The following is a 15,759-nucleotide window of genomic DNA, read 5'->3' on the forward strand; positions in this document are numbered from 1 at the left end:
AATGGACAATGCCTATTCAGGAATGGGGACAAACGATTACTCAATTATCCATTTACTTTGAAGGTCGATTAGATGATATAATTAAAATCTAGTCAAATTTACTGACACAGAATTTTGAACGCCCTCCCGTATTTTACTGAATCAAATTTCCATACACTTTCATTAATTAATTTCATCATTTCCTCTCACATAGTTTCTTTCATAAAGTTTGTTGCGGATTTCTTCAACTGTTCTTAAAAGTTGATCAGATTGTTTTTCAAGGACTTGTATTTTTTGACTATTCGCCATTGCTTGCGCATTCACGGTGTCAGTTTTAGCAGTTTGATTATTCCAGGCAGCTGCAAATACACCGATGATGGCAATGCCGCCCCAGCGAACCAGATTAGTAACGCTATCAATCTTAGTTTTACTTTCATGCAGCACCCGGATCTGCATATCAACTTCCTTATGTTTGACTTCAGCATCCACTCGGATTTGCTTCATCTCATCTCGAAGGCTTGATTTTGTTCTATCTAAATCATCTTCAAGATTTTTCTGGATCTTTTGCACATTGCTATCAAGGTTTTGTTGTTTCTCTTGAAGTTGATCGAACTGCATGCTCATACGGTCAATTTTTTGCGGCACATCTTCGAGTTTTCGCATTTCCTGACGCATCTCTTGGCGCAGTTGGCTGATACTTTCTGATATCGCAAGTAATTGTCCAGATGTGGCTGCAGGTGGATCAGACAAATAGTCGTTGGACATTGCGCCCCCTGATTTTGATAATAAAAAAGCACCTAAAAAAGGTGCTGTTATTTGGTTGAGTTTAGACTTCTATTTCTGAATGCTGTCCAGTAGGTGCTGGTCTTAGGATCACCTGGTTTGAAATGAATACTCTAGTACCTAAATTGTAGGCTGTACCGGACGTACATAGTACCGGACCAGATCCACCGTCAATCTGTACCCGATACTCTGGATGTTTCACTGATGTAATGGTGCCAATATATTCTGCATGGGTCGGATTCAAGAGTTTTCGCAATTCAAATAATGGATTACTCACGGCTGATACGCTCCACGGTAATAGTTTCATTGACCTTTTCATGTGAAAAGCTGCCTGAAACTGAATCAATTACACCCCACCACTGGCCATTAAAAGCAATGGTTTTACCAGGTAGCATCTCACCAATTTCCTGACTGACCGGAATATCTGAGAAAGTATGTAATTCCTGAATATTGGCTTTCACCAATTCGTTCTTACCGTAACTCGCACCCGATACCACATTAAATAACGGCCCCGTGACTGTTTCTAGTGGCACGTCTCCAGAAGTTCCTCTTTGCTGTACTTTCAGGCTCTCACCACTACGACTATTCACTACGGTGATGGCGTTAAAGTCAGCAATGTATTCATCGTTCTGCTTGATGTTCTGCTGCATCACCAAGCTTTCAGACAATAAAATATCGTAGTCATCCACGGTCATCGCGTCCCAATATCCTTTCTGATACCGGGGTAAAATCGTCAGTGTATTCCCTGCTTTTTGACTATAGATAAAGCCACCACCTGCATCAACCACCTGCTTTATTGCATCAATTGGCGCAAGTTCTGCATAACTCAGGCTTTCAACCGGTACGATCCAGCCCCATTCATCAATCAGCTTCCAATCCAAGTTGGTATCGTTATTCGCTCGATCTAGTTCAGCCTGTACCAGCTGTACAGAAGTTCGTTCATTGTCCTGGATAAATGAGCGTGTTGGTCCATATTTATCTGAGTTCAGCGCTGTAACGCTTCGCCCTGGGTAAGTGTAAAGAACACTGGCAAAACGTCGGGTTTCTTCTGGATCTTCCAGCAGAATATGATGTTCAAAACCATTGATCGTGACTTTCAGGATCACCGGCTGACCATCTATTGGCTGCAGCTTTTCTTTTTCCGTATGAGCAACTGTGATGGAATAGGTCCAGCACCATTGAGACCGGCTGGTACTGTAGCTGCCATCAATCACTTGAATCTTCTCGCCGGTGTCTAGTCGCTCGGCTATTAATGTATTCACGATATACCACCAGTTTCTGTTCGGCAGTGCTGGAATACAGTCATCTGCACCAAAATTTAAAATAATATTGTGTGAATCAACGTCATGACATAAGCAGATAAAATTTAGATCTGTGCTGCCTTCATATTTGGGTAATTCGGGCTTTGGCCAAGGTAACGCCGGATGCTTTCGGTAATGAATCGCTTTAGCTTGATCCCAAGGCAAATCCGACTTGGTAACAATCTCAAGGCTTTTATCCCATTCAAATGAAAAACGATGCTCAAAGACTGGGGCGACTTCATGGGAATAGGTAAAAGTCTTGCGCCGGCGGATCATTTCCTGCCAGACCGTTTCCCGGTTATGGCGCAGTTTGATCGTTTCTTCATGCAGATAGTGCTGATGAATAAAGCGCTTATCACCTTCTTCCCAAATCACATAAGCATCAGAGCCTAAACCGGTTGCTTGCTCATGTAGCGACCTGATCGCGCGATTTAACGACCCTGCTTGCTCATGCCAAATATCCACTTGATTAGAAATTACCAAACCTTGGTCATAAAAAAGAGCCTCATTTGAGACTCTTAGAATTGGTTTTGCCCACGGTATTTCCGTGACACTTAAAGCAGCGATTGCCTTTTGATAACTGGCATCAAACGCATAAGACACCCCGACGATGTGATTAATGTCGAATACAGCCTCAATTTGAAATTGAAATGCGGTATCTAAAACCGTATCAATGGTGCACAGGTTTTCAGCGAATTCAGCAACAATCTCAAAGCTAAAACTGGTGCCTAAAACCGTATCGATCTGACTAATAGCATCGGTATTTTCGCTAAATACCGCAATAACCTCGAAAGTAATTGCGGTATTAATAATTATATCAATGATAGCGTTATTGGACTGACCACCACTTGAGGATGCATCGTATATTGCATGCAAATCATACGAAACAGACAGATTTGAAGGCTCCGGTGCTTCTTGATATTTCGCTGTTAGCAAGTATGGTTTATCGTGCTCATATATGTCTGCCATATTTCACCTTAACCACTTGTAAAGGGCGTAGTTTTTGGTGTGAAGCTCTTGGTGTGATTGCAAACACCTTTAGTAACAGCCAGCTCATCAATAAACCCATCTAAACAGTAGATGTTAGACTGATTCACACCATCACCACTACCAATAGAAACTCGACGAATGTTGGGCGAGTTGAATGGAATGTTGTTGTGCACCGCCGATGTTCCAATCAACTCGCCCTGATAAAATCCGTGGGTAACCCCATTTTTCCGCCCACATTCAATATGCATCCACGTGTCTCTTGGTATTGCTGAGCCGATATTAAATCTGACCTCCTGTGTGGTACCGTTTGTATTATCGCGCTCAAGCCGGATCGATGCGTTAGCTTCATCAATTAAGAGTAAATTCCAACCACCACCACTCGACGATACATCTTGCGCCCCGACGCAAATAATCGGAATACCGCCACCGATCACGGTCGCTCCTGTGGGTATGTATACCCACGCCTCAACAGTAAAATCTTCTATTGCAGAAAAAGTATAAGCACTAATGTCTGTTGATTGAATGTAATTGTTTTTTGAGAAGCGACCACTCGCACCACCAAATTTACTTTGAGCTGCTGAGATGTATGGGCTTCCGACTCGACTCCATAGTGTCCCTTTTTCATCAGTAAAGACAGTTGAGTTATTCGCACCATTAAAATGCAATAAAGAACTGAACTTCTCCCAATAAATATTTGCAAGTATTTTCACCTCACTACTAACAAACGATGTTGCACCGCGCCACACCCGAACTTTGTAGTAATACGTGGTTTCTTCGACAATATCTGTGTCCGCATAGTACATGGTTTTTATACCTGTAGCGATTGGTGGCGGTAAATCCATATCAGCAACACCAGCCATGCTGGTCATCGAGCGAATAATATCAAACGAATCAAAATGTCCGAACTGCGCAAACTCTAAACGAATACTAGCCATGTTTCACCTATGATCTAATCTTAAATGAGTTAATTTGCAATGACCCGCCTAGCGCAAGATTGGTATTCGCCAGCGCAATATCCGTACCCACAGTGAGGTCGGCAGCGACTTCACCAGCCCCACTATAAATACGCGCCCATGCTGCTGTGCCTGTTTTAATCACGGTTGCTGTGTTGGTTGGATAAAGTTCCACGTAAGCAGATGTGACCTCTTTAATACAAGGCTCTGGAAATGTCAGTGTTACTAGAGCTTTGGCTGGGTCTGCTGCAATTGCAGGACTGGCAGGTTGCACACCCTCATAAAAAATAACGGTAGCACTTTGGCTACCGTTATCCATAAAATTTGCAAAGGCTTGAATCATAGCAAGCCGAGCATTGACTGAAGTTTTACTCATTTTGGCACCACGTTATCTTGGATGACGGCGTTGAATTGCTGTTTTTTATCAAAAGCAACAATGAAAGTATTTAGGTCTGTATTTAGCCCTAAAAAACGATAATTACCATTTTGATCAGGCTTGCGCACTGCAATTGGTAGTAGATTAGCTTTGCTATAGAGCACTACAGTTGCATCTCGATATTGCTGACCAAGTTTTTTGGTTGAGCCTTGGATTTTTGCAACTATTGGGCCGACTGGAATGCTTTGAAAAAAAGTCGCGATTTCCCTTGGTTTCCGAGAGCATGGTTTCATTCAAGTTCCCCTAAATAATACAGAGTTGCACTATTATTGCCTGATGCTATAAATAAACTATCACAGACATACATACTTGAATCACTTAGGTGGGGTGTGGTCTGGGAGGGTCTGAGACTGCCACCCGCATAATGTATATGTTTTAATACACCACGCAAATACCCTTCTGTGTCAGAAAACGGAAACTCAAGGGGTGCTATTTGAGTAGCACCGTATATAGCCTGCATCCTGTAGGATGTGTCCGGTGTAATGGGTTTAGCAAGAGTGTGTGCTTGTAAAGACGCACCAAGAAGATCAACCCTTGGGGTAAAAAACCGCGAAGCGTTATCACTGTATACTAATGGCAACGCTCCAACAATATTATATAAAGCATAACCTGTGCCAGCAGTATTACTCGTTAGCGTGCTCATTAAAAACCAAGGCAGTTCTACTTGTAGGCTTGGGTTGTAAATTCCACAACCTATTATGTTTTTTTCGGTATTACCGTTATTGCGATTCAGCTGCACGTAAAAAGCATCTTTATCCCCAACAAGAGTAAAACCACCGCCATTTCCAGAATAAATATCTGATGAATTGCTATTAATTCCCGCTAAATGACCCCAATACCAGCGACTCCACCCTCTTACAACACCTGTACCTGTACCCGTAATTTTCCAATTTTTTGCAGGGTTAGCAGGGTCAAATGGTAATTGCTGCACATCAGGATTTTCGTAATCATCGATATGTTCCATGTGCTCAAGCAAACCGACCATGGCATATTTTGCATAAGTTGGTGTATATACACCTGTTGTACCATCTGGACTTGTCAAACTTTCATCTATACGAATATACGGATGCTGTGCCGTTGGATTTTTTGCACGATAAACACGCTTAACATCGTTTGTATCACGAAAAATAATTTCATAACCTAGTGGCGCTAGTTTTCCTGCGCCAACTGTTGTGATGCTAGTTTCAGTAATTGCGGTTTTTGGTTTTAGAATCAGCTCGGTTGCGCTTGGTACACCCTTGATTCTGTATTTCTGATTAAGTGAGCTTGGCGCAAAATCTAATAACTCAACCACTTGAAGTAACATGGCATTATGCGCTGCGTATAGTGTGATATGCACATCACCTTGAGCATCAATTGAAGCCGATGTGATTTGAGTAAAATCAATGCCTGTCACCAATGCTTTATCAAGCAAGCGAATTAAGTCACCCCAGTTATTGCCAAGGGTTAAGCCATTTAAGTGGCTAAAGTATTGAACATCTACATCTGTCGCCATTTTTATTCACTCATAAAAAAGACCGCATAAGCGGCCATATTTGATTTAACTTTTAAATAACGCGGTCAATATCACCACGCAGCATGATCTGGAATTGATCCGACATGACGGTAGGCTCAGATTGCTTCACTGTACGAATCACCCAGACCGGGAAGTTTGCTGCCACTGTATTGAAGCGCAAGACGTTACCGTTTGCCCAACCTGCACCCCATCCCTCTTTCTTAATCGTGAAATAAGGCACACCGGTCACTGGGTTAATCGGAGCATAATCTGCATTGATGGTGCCAGTACCAATCTGGCCAGAGTATTCTCCAATGCATCGAAACGATTGTGCATCAGTAAAGATCAATGCCCAACGCTCTTGAATCGCACCTTTATTGGTGACCTGAAGTGGATAGAGCGAATCATTGTAGTTCGCCAAAATGCTCGAGCTTGGCTCATCTGCCCAAGCATTGCTCCAGGAGCCTTGCACAAATTTTCGCGTGTAACGCGCCTGCATATCACCAATGACTAAGGCAGAACCAACAATAGTATCCACCGCATCATAGTTATGCGTTAAAGGTTTAGTGAATGTCAGTTGACCATTGATCTGTACGTCACGAATCAGACCCATATCCTGATAGCGGTATTTCACTGTCAGTGGTGCAACCAGATTGCCCAGTGCGAAGTCACCACCCAATGTCACACGGCCATAATCATAATCAACCGTGTACAAATCGAAGGCTACTTTCGTTCCATTGGTATCTTCAAGTTCCGCCCATGAAATACGCTGATCATTCAGATCGTATGTAGTACCTGCAATCGCACTTGGCAGCTCTTGCGCTTTGCTTGAACTGATAATACCAATACCACCAACACGAAAGATCGGCACCCGGCCATCAATCGGTAATCGTGTTGCGGACAGACCTAGAATCTCGGAATCTAGCGGAATATAGGTGTAGGCTACGGCGTTATAACGTACTGATGAAGCATCGACCCAGACCGGAACATTGATATAAGTATCAGCCCCCTCTTGGTATTCCAGCAACGGGTCATACCAGTCATTCGCCTCAATCTCAGCCCGGTTGGTTTCAGTGATTTTGGTTTTGGTGTAAAAGTAAATCGAAACAAAACCATTTTCCCAATTGACCTGGCCATGCGCCCGACTGGTCTCAATCACGCCATTTTCGTCAGCGGTCAGTGTCAGCTGTCCAAATTCAATCGTCCCTACCACCACGGTTAACGATTGTGGCCGGATCGGCATGATTGGGGTTCTAAAGCTGATCTTATTGACTGGCAACAAGTCGGTTGTGGTAGTTAAGGATTCCAGGGTAATCGTGTTATCTGTATTCGGTGTCCAGGAATCGATTTCAACAATACCGGTACCATACTGAATAGCGCCTGATTGAATGCCGCTATTATTAGATGGGTTCACATTACGGTAAAGTAAACCGGTACGATCCACAAAGGTGTCGGTACCCAACTTGAAGCGCGCTGAGCCTGTCAAGATCTGCTCATCAAAGCCAGAGGAAAGATCTATTTTTAACTTATCTGCTGTAATGGTTGCAGTAGATGAATTAGATCCGGATGTATCGCGATACTTAACGATCACATCGACAGGTGAATAAGCCCTCAATTCCTCTGTTGTGCTTTCAATTCTGCTTGGTTGTGGTGAATAAAAAGACATAATGCCCCCCTTAATTAGGATCCGGTATAGGTAGCTGATAACATTGGTTGGAATTGCTGGACAAACTTATAACCGGTACCAATAGGGGTGACTTCAACAACTCCCGTTGCATAGTTAATCACTCCATGAACAACCCCGCGTTCATTTACCAAATTTCCAGATGAAGCATTTACTGGAATATCTGTCACCTTAACTAACCCAGTGATTGACCCGCTCATGTTTTTGACTGGGATTTCAAGTTCAACACTATTTGGCTGAATTGAAGCTCCTGTGCCAATGGTGAATGTCAATTTTTGATTCCCAGTTGGCGCAACATCCATTTTTGTCTGGCTTAGTGATTCACCATAATTAAACACGATCTGAAAACTAGTGCCCTTTTGCGGTAGCTTGTGCGGGATAATTTTACCCTTGCCGGATGAATAGTTAATTTCACCTGCAGCATCACCCGTGAACTTTCCTTGTGCATTTGAAGTGGCTGTTTTTGAAACACCTTCAAGAACCCAGCTGATTGTCACACCAGGTAAAACACCAGGCAGCAATTCAAAATCAAACGCAGCTTTTTCCACACTCAAATTTGAGCGTACGAAGGTGACAATTGGTGTACCCCAGTTCAGCAGGATCGGCGTATCTACATCCGGCAGTGCGCCAGTGGTCAATAACCACGAACCGGTCTCATAATTGATCATGCCCGAACCAAAAGACGGACTGGCAGCTTTTAACTGACCCGATCCATCATCTTTAAGTTCGTAGAACTTGCCCTGCGACATGTATGAAATCGAAAGTGCACCAGGTGCAGGAATTGGAATTAAAACTCCGGTCCAGTTGGTACTTTGATTATTTTGAGTTACTGGTATTGCATGACTTTGATAATACTGATTCGGTGCAGCGGCTGGCTTGAACGTAATATTTAAACTTGAGGTTCCAGCCGGTGCTGCCGCAGTCCACTGAATCAAACCACGTTGATAATCAATCGTGCCAACTTGTGTGCCTTGCGTATTCTTGAGTAAACCACCCTGATCAGTAATCTGCTGACCTTGCACCGTGAAAGAAACACTGGAAGGAATCACAGCTGAGCCGATATACAGATTCTGACTGACACCAATTACCATGTTTGGATAACTGGCTGTAATGGTGCCTTCGTTACCTGCAACCAGCACCACACTTTCACCTGCAGCATTCACATCAATAATTGGAGTTTCTGTCTGGGCTGATGGAATCAGCTGGGCAAAGATACTTTTCGCATTGACCGTAAATTCACCCACATTGGCATCAGATGCCAGCGCTGTAGATGAATAGTACAGGCCGGTATCCGCCACAATAGTATCGCGGATAATGGTTTTTGATTTCTCACCGTTGTACCACTGGCGTGCTGAAAGGCCCACAAAATCAACTTCAAGAGCATCATTCAAGGAATACGTGGCAACCTTGTATTCAACATTTTTACCATCGATGACCATGATTGCAGTACGGGTTTCAACCTTGGTAATACGCACATACTGCTCACGCTCTAAGGCCTTACCTTCATCACTAATCAGAACAATCGTGTCACCTACTGATGACTCAGTTTCTTGCGGAAACATGGCTACTTGCAGTGATGACATGCCCTGCCAATGGGTATCGAGTGGTGTGCCAGCAATCTGCCCGCCTTTGGCTAGATAGTTTTCCACCCGGTTCTGGGCAGACTGGCGTTCATCCGTCCAGTTTTTGGTACTGAAAAGCAATGCCGATACGTTTGGATCTTCTGGTAGCTCAGATACAAAAACAGTGGCACCCATTAATAGATCAGTGTCTTCAGTGGTGACAGCAGGAAAGATCTTGAGCATGGATACATCGCCCATGGTTCGATCCATCTCAGACACATCATTGAACAGGTTGTTACTGATACCATCCTGAACTACTACGCCAGAGTATTTACCACCGCCATCTGAGTTGTCAGTCAAGCGTTCAGACTTGTAAATTACTAAATCCTTAGTTTCAATCGCCATCGTTTAACTCCGTAAAGCGTAATGTCACGTTGTAATAATCATCCAGTGATACCGCTGGAATCCCTTTCACCGGTGCAGCCTCTAAAGCTCCATCCTGGTGGTTAAATTTGACTATGAATTCTCGATTGTCATGCGGCTGCTCAAACTGCAGTCTGAAAACTTCGTTCTGCAACATGGACCATTCTCGAACAGTCCGTAATTCACGCAATTTGATCCAGCCCATTTCCGGATTTGCCGGTTGCAAGGTGATTGGTCGACCAGACTTCTTTTTGCCTTCCTGAATGATCAGAGAACCATCCATCGTATAGGCTTGATTCTGCTCAATGGCCTTCCATGAGAATTCATCAGACCATAAAAAACCGTCCTCTAATGGGACGGTCTCTGATGTTGCTAAGCGAATAAGTTTCATGTTGATTTCGCTATACCTTTTAATTGATTTACCAGATTGGTCATTACATCCTTTTGGCTTGCATCACCTGTAAGGGATAGGGTTTGACCTCCGAATTGAATGTTGTAATTCACACTTTCCTTAATGCTTTGTGTAGCAGCATTTGATGACACAGAAGGAATTGACGGCGCATAGTCACTCAAACTACTGGAACCAGTTGAAGCCACATTGATACTGCGAAGCAATTCATTGATCTTGTTGGTTCCGTGCTGAGTGGTTATTCCATTGGCTGCAGCTCGATCAAATTCAGCATTGATCAATGCTTTCATTGCCACGCTGCTTTCCTTTCCAAGACCTTCAGCTTTAGCATCACGATCAGCGGCCATAGCCTTGGACCAGATGGTAGAAGCCAATTTTTCAGCCTCTTTATCGTCATAGCCTTTGCTTTTCAGCTGTGAAATCACATCAGACTTGGTGTAAGAATCATATTCGTAGATTCCTTTACTCAATGCTTCGCCTTGACGCTTCATTTCCTTATTGAAATCACTCTTGGCTTTAGAAACTGCATCTGCCCAGGCTTCGGTAGAAGATTTGGCTTCTTCACGTGCAATTTGCCCTGCATGGCGGTAACCATCACCAATACCACGTGCAGAGTCTTTAACACGGTGATTGGCCTTTTCCCAGTCGTCCATTGCTTTGACTGTGGCCTTGCCATTTTCGCTAATTTCTACTTGCAAGCCATGACTTGCTGCTCTTGCTTGCACTAATGCAATCTGAGCCTTGTCACCCGTAGCAAGCGCAGCATTCAACATTTGTGTATAAGCCTGCTTGATAGCATCAGCAGTGGCTTGTCCGCTTTTACTTACAACATCAAAGTTTCGCTGAGCACTAATGGCAGCATCATTAAGTTGGTCTTTAGTTTTAAGCCCTAGAGCAGCGAAGGCAGCCAGCACTGGATTTAATGCAGCTGGCAATTGACTAGCTTTCTGTTCAATTTTGCTTAAGCCAAGAGCCACTTGATCGCCGGTGATCAAACCTTGTTTTTCAAGTGCAATTAATGAGCTTTTTGCATAATCAAGTTCAGCACGGGTCTGGGCTGTATCAATAGCCTTATTAAGATTGGATGCTAAAGCTAAACCAGTATCGATACCCTTTTGCTTATATAAATCAAGGTTATTCAGGATGATTTGCACATCATTAGACGCGGCCTGAAAAGCAAGTGAAAATTTACCTTGTAGCTGCTCTGTGCTTAAGCCTGTTCGCTCCAAGGCTGCCTTCATTACAGCTTCAGTAATTTGAGCATTCTTTTCCGCTTCTTTTGAAGTTCCAGCAAAGGCTGCACGTGCATTGGTTTCAAACACAAGCAGGTCTTTGCCATCCAGTGCTTTTCCTAAACTTACCTGCAACTCATCAGCTGTAATTTTACCCTGATCCTTCAATGCGATCAGGGCTGTAATAGAGTCATTAATACCTTTAGTTGAGTCAAACTTCATAGCATTGGAAATTTTTTCCAATGCCTCTTTAGTTGGCTCCCCCTTTTTGATTAACTCATCAAATTCAGTGATTAGTTTTTTTGACTCTTCTGTGAGTTGATAGGTCTTATCACGCGCTTTCTCTGCGGCAGCTGCCTGCTCTGCCTTAATTTCAGCTGCAACTTTGGCTTGTGCTGTCTCAAGAAGCTGTTGCTTCTCAAGTTTCTCAATAGCCTCACCATAACCCATGGCTTTAGCAGCTGCTTCCCCCATCCACTCGCCAAGCGGGGTAAGCATACCAACTGTTGCCGCACCCATCACACCAAGAGAGGTAATGGCAATACCCAATGTGCCTAGACGACCTACCAAGCCCATCAAGCTTGTACCGGCAGAAGCGGTCGCTGTGGCTGTTGATGTTGCTAACTGCCCTTTAGCCACTGCTGTGGCTCTAGTTGCGTTAGCGTTAGCTATTTGTGCTTGTGTATTGGCTACAACCGAAGTTGTTTCTTGAGTAATGGCTAATGATGCAGCCTTAACGCTATTCGCTTTATCCAAGAACATCAGGCCGATGTTTAAAGCTTTGTAAGCAACAAATGCCTGTCCAACCAACATCAATGTAGAAACAATCGTATCTAGGTTCTCGGCTACAAATTTAATAGCCTCAGCAACTTTTGCACTTGCTCCAGTTGCTGCATCAGCCTCACCAATGTAGATAGTCCAAGCTGTTTTTAAGTTTTCAATTGATGCACCGATTGTTGTGGGGAATTTAGCGAATTCAGCACTAATTGCTTCACTTTGGCTCAACAAAGCGTTCGTTACCACATCAGTTGTAAGCTTCCCCTCACCAGCCATTTCGCGCAATTTACCGGTAGTTACATCAAGCCCATCAGCCAGTGCTTGAGCTAATCGTGGCGACTGCTCCATGATTGAATTGAATTCATCACCACGAAGTACACCTGAACCTAGTGCTTGGTTAAGCTGGGTAATAGCTGCTTCATTGGATGTGGCAGATCCACCGCCCACCTGAATGGCTTTGTTAATTGTTTCAGTTAATGCTAACGCCTACTCTTGAGGCCATTTCATCTCTTGGCCGATCTTGGTTAGTCGAGAATATAGATCACCAGTTGCGGTTAAATTGGAGTTGGTATTAATGGCAACATTTTTAACATCATTCATGGCTTTTTGTAGATTGCCATGCTCTCCAATTGCTATTGATAGACGACCAGATAGGTTTTTATACTCATCGGCAGTCTGTGCAATTTCCATTGCCGTGGTGCCAATACCAAGAGCAGCTAAAGCCCCGGTTAGAGCATTAAAGCCGGTTTTTAAGCCCTGTAACTCTCCCGAGACACCTTTAGATGCTTGCTCTGTTTGCTGTAATTCTTGTGATGTTGCCTCTAATTCTTTATCAAGCTGCTTTATTTGTTGGGCGGTTTCTTGGGATTGGTTGCCAAGCTGGTCTACCTCTTTTGTCGCACTGCTGGTATCACCTACAACACTGGCTGAGCCTTCTTTAAGTGCTGCAAATGCTTCTTTTGCTGCTTTTTCTGACTGATGCATATTAGAAACAAATGCTTTTGTGTCAGCATCCATCACCAGCTTAAAAGTTAAGTTTTTACCAGACATGCTGACCTCTAAATTTTAGGCGATAAAAAACCCGCCGAAGCGGGTGTGAGTTGGGGATTAAAAAAGCACCCTAGGGTGCTTTTTCTTATATGGCCTGTTTACATGCAGTATATGTTTCAAGAGAAGATGCTAATTTATTATAGTAATTAATCTTTTCCTTAGCCTGCTTTTCCCATAGTCTTATCTCATTTTGCATAAAATAAACATAATTAAAAATTGCTGAGTCCATAGCCTCCAAAAGATCCTTTTTAGCTGGATCAAGGCATGAATAAAACTCTTCTTCTACAAGCTCTTCTCTTATCTTTCTTAATTCCGTTACTTGATTACCAAGTGATATTCTAGCTGTAGACCCAGCGATTAGATCTGCACGTGTCCAGTTGTTAGTAATTTTCATGTACTTTTCCAGCATGTCTTTCTTATTCTGGATTTCTTTTTGTTTAGCTTGCTGTTGTTGTTTGAACTCATTATCGCTTTTTTCAGAAATAAGTTTAATTTCCTCAGCCTTTAAGAGTTTAGCTTTTTCAGCCTCTATCCTTCTTGTTTCAGCAGCCTTTTCAGCGTTAATGGCATCAATCTTTTCCCGCTCTAATTTTTGCTGGTGAGCAATCTCCGCCTGCTTTAATCTTTCAGCCGATGCTTTATTACTTTGATGCATAAAATAAAACATACCGGATGCCAAAACTAAAAGGCCAATGATTAAGTATTTCATTGGGCATCCCTCTTAAATATTACGCCATAAGATTTTTACAATTCTGTCGCGACATAAAATGATGGTGTATTCCTGCAAATCCACTTCTTTTACATACTCAGTAGCTGCACAATATAGCTTGCCATCATCAAGCACATAGTGTTTTGGGCCCCTAACTTCTAATTTGTCTTTTAGAGATTGATGACTATCACCAATTTTTACCAGGTCACCAGATGGAGTACGAATACTGGTAGTTGTTCTCTCAGCAAAAGCAAACCCCGACACTAAACACAAAGCTAATAATAAATATTTCACATTTCACCCCTAAATTATTATTTTCCTATCATAACTTTAGGGTGCTACTTGATCAATCAGAAACCATTTCTTTCTTGAACGACTCAAAGCCTTTTTTGTCGGATTGAGCAACACGTGCTGCAACAGCGTTATTGAAGACTCCCTGCTTATACAGCTTATTTGCTGCCTTAACATAGCCCTGGAATGCACCGTAGGTCATTTCCATGATTTCACTATGCTGATGGCCCATTGATACCAGAAACTGGAATGAATCAAACCAAGTAGAGTCATCTTTCTTTTTAATGCCGCGTTTTGGCTTTTCGTATTTGAAATAAGCCTGGTTAATCAGAAGCACAGCTTTAAGTAGGTCCTTAAATACCTGTTCATCAGCGGCAAGTTCTACCAGTGATTCATTATCCAGATCAGTTACACAGCCAATAGTCGAAATGACTTGCACGCCGTGAGCTTTAAATAGCGCCGTCAAAGTTTCATCTGAATGATTTTGGTCTTTGATGAAATTCTTCAATACTTCAGCATGCATTGCCCAGGTGTCAAAGTCTTTTATCTGGATCTGGCGGACTTCGATATCATTAATCCGGATGCTGCGATTTGTTGCTAAGAAAAAATCATTCATGATGGGGTCTCGAGATAATTTTAGGCATTAAAAAAGCACCCGGAGGTGCTTTTCTTTTAACTTTAATAAAGGCTGAATTCTATAAAGCCCAATTACGACCTTGCCCCATCTCATAAACGATGAGAATTAAGGCTACTATCATTAGAACGACAACAACGATTTCGGCTTTGGTCAGCATTTTCGGAGCTCCACTTTTCATCATTCATATGATAAGCAAAGCATACAATTAATAACATAAAGATTACAAAAAAATTATTGGATGTTACAAAGATTTAGAAGTTAGGGAAGTTTCTTTAGAGTGTAACTACCTACTGAAGCATTCAAACATTTCGTTAAGCAACTCAACAAAAAGTTTCAACCGAAAAGCATTCTTACGCAAACCTAGAAACCTATAACTTTAGACCTGAGTATCTTACATATCCCGACATAGCTGATACATCCGTGATTTAAATCATTCTCTACACTGAAATTAAGTCTTAGAAACGTAGAGGAAATTCAATTGAAAAAGTATTCGAAAATTCTAATCTTAGCTTTAATGGGATTTACTGGTACCGTGGCTATCGCAGCTGACTCGATTCCAATAGAAGCCACTGCCGCAGCTGAAGCACAACAGGTTGCTTTAGAGTATGGAAATGAAAAAGATCAAAAATCTGAATCATCTGGTGAATAAAAGAAAGCCCTTAATTAAAGGGCTTTTTAATTACTTCCAGCTTGGCGTACAACCATTCTTCCATGACAACTCAAATTGCTTTTGATCCGTCTGATTTTCTACAAGTACTATATCCTTTGAAAGCACAATAAAACGCTGGAAGGGAACATAATCACTATCTGCTTCTTTATAGCTTACCTCTCCACACTCTCCTATTTGATTGCGGAACTTTGCCGAATCAGGGTTGGGAATGAATTTTTTTGTAGCTTCTTTTGCAAATTCAAGCTGTTCCTTTTTGCTTGTTTCTAAATCAAGATGCTGACCGTTAGATCCCTTGTGTCCACACCCAGCTAAAATCACAATAAAAAAGAATAAGCTTAAATTTTTCATAATATCCCCATGTATTAAGGGCAGCACTTT

General features: G+C 42.5%; 16 protein-coding genes and 1 pseudogene. 1 reads left to right on the top strand and 16 read right to left on the bottom strand.

Going from position 1 to position 15,759, the window contains the following annotated elements; genetic code table 11:
• Positions 1-162: 162 nt before the first annotated feature.
• The 15 genes and pseudogenes from FTV13_RS05065 to FTV13_RS05130 form a co-directional block, all read right to left on the bottom strand.
• On the bottom strand, positions 163-744 hold the full coding sequence (locus FTV13_RS05065) for a hypothetical protein (protein WP_180011211.1): 582 nt from the start codon (positions 742-744) through the stop codon (positions 163-165).
• 61 nt (positions 745-805) lie between these two features.
• Positions 806-1,039 (bottom strand): hypothetical protein, encoded by a 234-nt coding sequence (locus FTV13_RS05070; RefSeq protein ID WP_180011301.1) that lies wholly within the window; start codon positions 1,037-1,039, stop codon positions 806-808.
• A complete protein-coding gene (locus FTV13_RS05075; RefSeq protein WP_257218486.1) occupies positions 1,032-3,032 on the bottom strand; it encodes a hypothetical protein in 2,001 nt (666 codons plus the stop codon). The genes FTV13_RS05070 and FTV13_RS05075 overlap by 8 nt, the downstream gene beginning before the upstream one ends.
• Before the next feature lie 8 nt (positions 3,033-3,040).
• Positions 3,041-3,988: a LamG-like jellyroll fold domain-containing protein gene (locus FTV13_RS05080; protein WP_180011213.1), complete on the bottom strand. Its 948-nt coding sequence runs from the start codon at positions 3,986-3,988 to the stop codon at positions 3,041-3,043.
• 7 nt (positions 3,989-3,995) lie between these two features.
• On the bottom strand, positions 3,996-4,382 hold the full coding sequence (locus tag FTV13_RS05085; protein WP_180011214.1) for a hypothetical protein: 387 nt from the start codon (positions 4,380-4,382) through the stop codon (positions 3,996-3,998).
• Complete coding sequence (locus tag FTV13_RS05090; protein WP_180011216.1) at positions 4,379-4,675, bottom strand: hypothetical protein; 297 nt, start codon at positions 4,673-4,675, stop codon at positions 4,379-4,381. The genes FTV13_RS05085 and FTV13_RS05090 overlap by 4 nt, the downstream gene beginning before the upstream one ends.
• Positions 4,672-5,937: a hypothetical protein gene (locus FTV13_RS05095; protein ID WP_180011218.1), complete on the bottom strand. Its 1,266-nt coding sequence runs from the start codon at positions 5,935-5,937 to the stop codon at positions 4,672-4,674. The genes FTV13_RS05090 and FTV13_RS05095 overlap by 4 nt, the downstream gene beginning before the upstream one ends.
• Before the next feature lie 52 nt (positions 5,938-5,989).
• Positions 5,990-7,603: a hypothetical protein gene (locus tag FTV13_RS05100; protein ID WP_180011220.1), complete on the bottom strand. Its 1,614-nt coding sequence runs from the start codon at positions 7,601-7,603 to the stop codon at positions 5,990-5,992.
• A 14-nt stretch (positions 7,604-7,617) separates the two neighbouring features.
• On the bottom strand, positions 7,618-9,588 hold the full coding sequence (locus FTV13_RS05105; RefSeq protein ID WP_180011222.1) for a hypothetical protein: 1,971 nt from the start codon (positions 9,586-9,588) through the stop codon (positions 7,618-7,620).
• Positions 9,578-9,997, bottom strand: a complete 420-nt coding sequence (locus tag FTV13_RS05110) for a hypothetical protein (RefSeq protein WP_180011224.1) — start codon at positions 9,995-9,997, stop codon at positions 9,578-9,580. The genes FTV13_RS05105 and FTV13_RS05110 overlap by 11 nt, the downstream gene beginning before the upstream one ends.
• Positions 9,994-12,495: pseudogene (locus FTV13_RS05115) on the bottom strand (tape measure protein); the annotation flags it as partial. The gene FTV13_RS05110 and the pseudogene FTV13_RS05115, both read right to left, overlap by 4 nt.
• Before the next feature lie 15 nt (positions 12,496-12,510).
• Positions 12,511-13,074 carry a hypothetical protein gene (locus FTV13_RS15735; protein ID WP_257218487.1) on the bottom strand — a complete coding sequence of 188 codons (564 nt, stop codon included), beginning with the start codon at positions 13,072-13,074 and terminating at the stop codon, positions 12,511-12,513.
• 85 nt (positions 13,075-13,159) lie between these two features.
• On the bottom strand, positions 13,160-13,783 hold the full coding sequence (locus tag FTV13_RS05120) for a hypothetical protein (protein WP_180011226.1): 624 nt from the start codon (positions 13,781-13,783) through the stop codon (positions 13,160-13,162).
• Positions 13,784-13,795: 12 nt separating this feature from the next.
• Complete coding sequence (locus tag FTV13_RS05125; protein ID WP_180011228.1) at positions 13,796-14,077, bottom strand: hypothetical protein; 282 nt, start codon at positions 14,075-14,077, stop codon at positions 13,796-13,798.
• Between the two features lie 52 nt (positions 14,078-14,129).
• Positions 14,130-14,690 (bottom strand): hypothetical protein, encoded by a 561-nt coding sequence (locus FTV13_RS05130; protein ID WP_180011230.1) that lies wholly within the window; start codon positions 14,688-14,690, stop codon positions 14,130-14,132.
• A gap of 499 nt (positions 14,691-15,189) precedes the next feature.
• On the opposite strand from FTV13_RS05130, the gene FTV13_RS05135 reads away from it, so the two are divergent.
• Positions 15,190-15,360 carry a hypothetical protein gene (locus FTV13_RS05135; RefSeq protein ID WP_005262212.1) on the top strand — a complete coding sequence of 57 codons (171 nt, stop codon included), beginning with the start codon at positions 15,190-15,192 and terminating at the stop codon, positions 15,358-15,360.
• Between the two features lie 30 nt (positions 15,361-15,390).
• Here the strand turns inward: FTV13_RS05135 and FTV13_RS05140 are convergent, their stop codons facing one another.
• Entirely contained in the window at positions 15,391-15,729 is a 339-nt protein-coding gene (locus FTV13_RS05140) for a hypothetical protein (protein ID WP_180011232.1), read from the bottom strand.
• Between the last annotated feature and the right edge of the window lie 30 nt (positions 15,730-15,759).

Origin of the sequence: Acinetobacter sp. YH12235 (genome assembly GCF_013417705.1) — a bacterium.
Classification (GTDB): Bacteria; Pseudomonadota; Gammaproteobacteria; order Pseudomonadales; family Moraxellaceae; genus Acinetobacter.

Coding starts and splice junctions, on each gene's coding strand:
- FTV13_RS05090 (WP_180011216.1), bottom strand. CDS start 4,675: ATGAAACCATGCTCTCGGAAACCAAGGGAAATCGCGACTTTTTTTCAA.
- FTV13_RS05130 (WP_180011230.1), bottom strand. CDS start 14,690: ATGAATGATTTTTTCTTAGCAACAAATCGCAGCATCCGGATTAATGAT.
- FTV13_RS05065 (WP_180011211.1), bottom strand. CDS start 744: ATGTCCAACGACTATTTGTCTGATCCACCTGCAGCCACATCTGGACAA.
- FTV13_RS05100 (WP_180011220.1), bottom strand. CDS start 7,603: ATGTCTTTTTATTCACCACAACCAAGCAGAATTGAAAGCACAACAGAG.
- FTV13_RS05120 (WP_180011226.1), bottom strand. CDS start 13,783: ATGAAATACTTAATCATTGGCCTTTTAGTTTTGGCATCCGGTATGTTT.
- FTV13_RS05080 (WP_180011213.1), bottom strand. CDS start 3,988: ATGGCTAGTATTCGTTTAGAGTTTGCGCAGTTCGGACATTTTGATTCG.
- FTV13_RS05110 (WP_180011224.1), bottom strand. CDS start 9,997: ATGAAACTTATTCGCTTAGCAACATCAGAGACCGTCCCATTAGAGGAC.
- FTV13_RS05140 (WP_180011232.1), bottom strand. CDS start 15,729: ATGAAAAATTTAAGCTTATTCTTTTTTATTGTGATTTTAGCTGGGTGT.
- FTV13_RS05105 (WP_180011222.1), bottom strand. CDS start 9,588: ATGGCGATTGAAACTAAGGATTTAGTAATTTACAAGTCTGAACGCTTG.
- FTV13_RS05075 (WP_257218486.1), bottom strand. CDS start 3,032: ATGGCAGACATATATGAGCACGATAAACCATACTTGCTAACAGCGAAA.
- FTV13_RS05085 (WP_180011214.1), bottom strand. CDS start 4,382: ATGAGTAAAACTTCAGTCAATGCTCGGCTTGCTATGATTCAAGCCTTT.
- FTV13_RS15735 (WP_257218487.1), bottom strand. CDS start 13,074: ATGTCTGGTAAAAACTTAACTTTTAAGCTGGTGATGGATGCTGACACA.
- FTV13_RS05095 (WP_180011218.1), bottom strand. CDS start 5,937: ATGGCGACAGATGTAGATGTTCAATACTTTAGCCACTTAAATGGCTTA.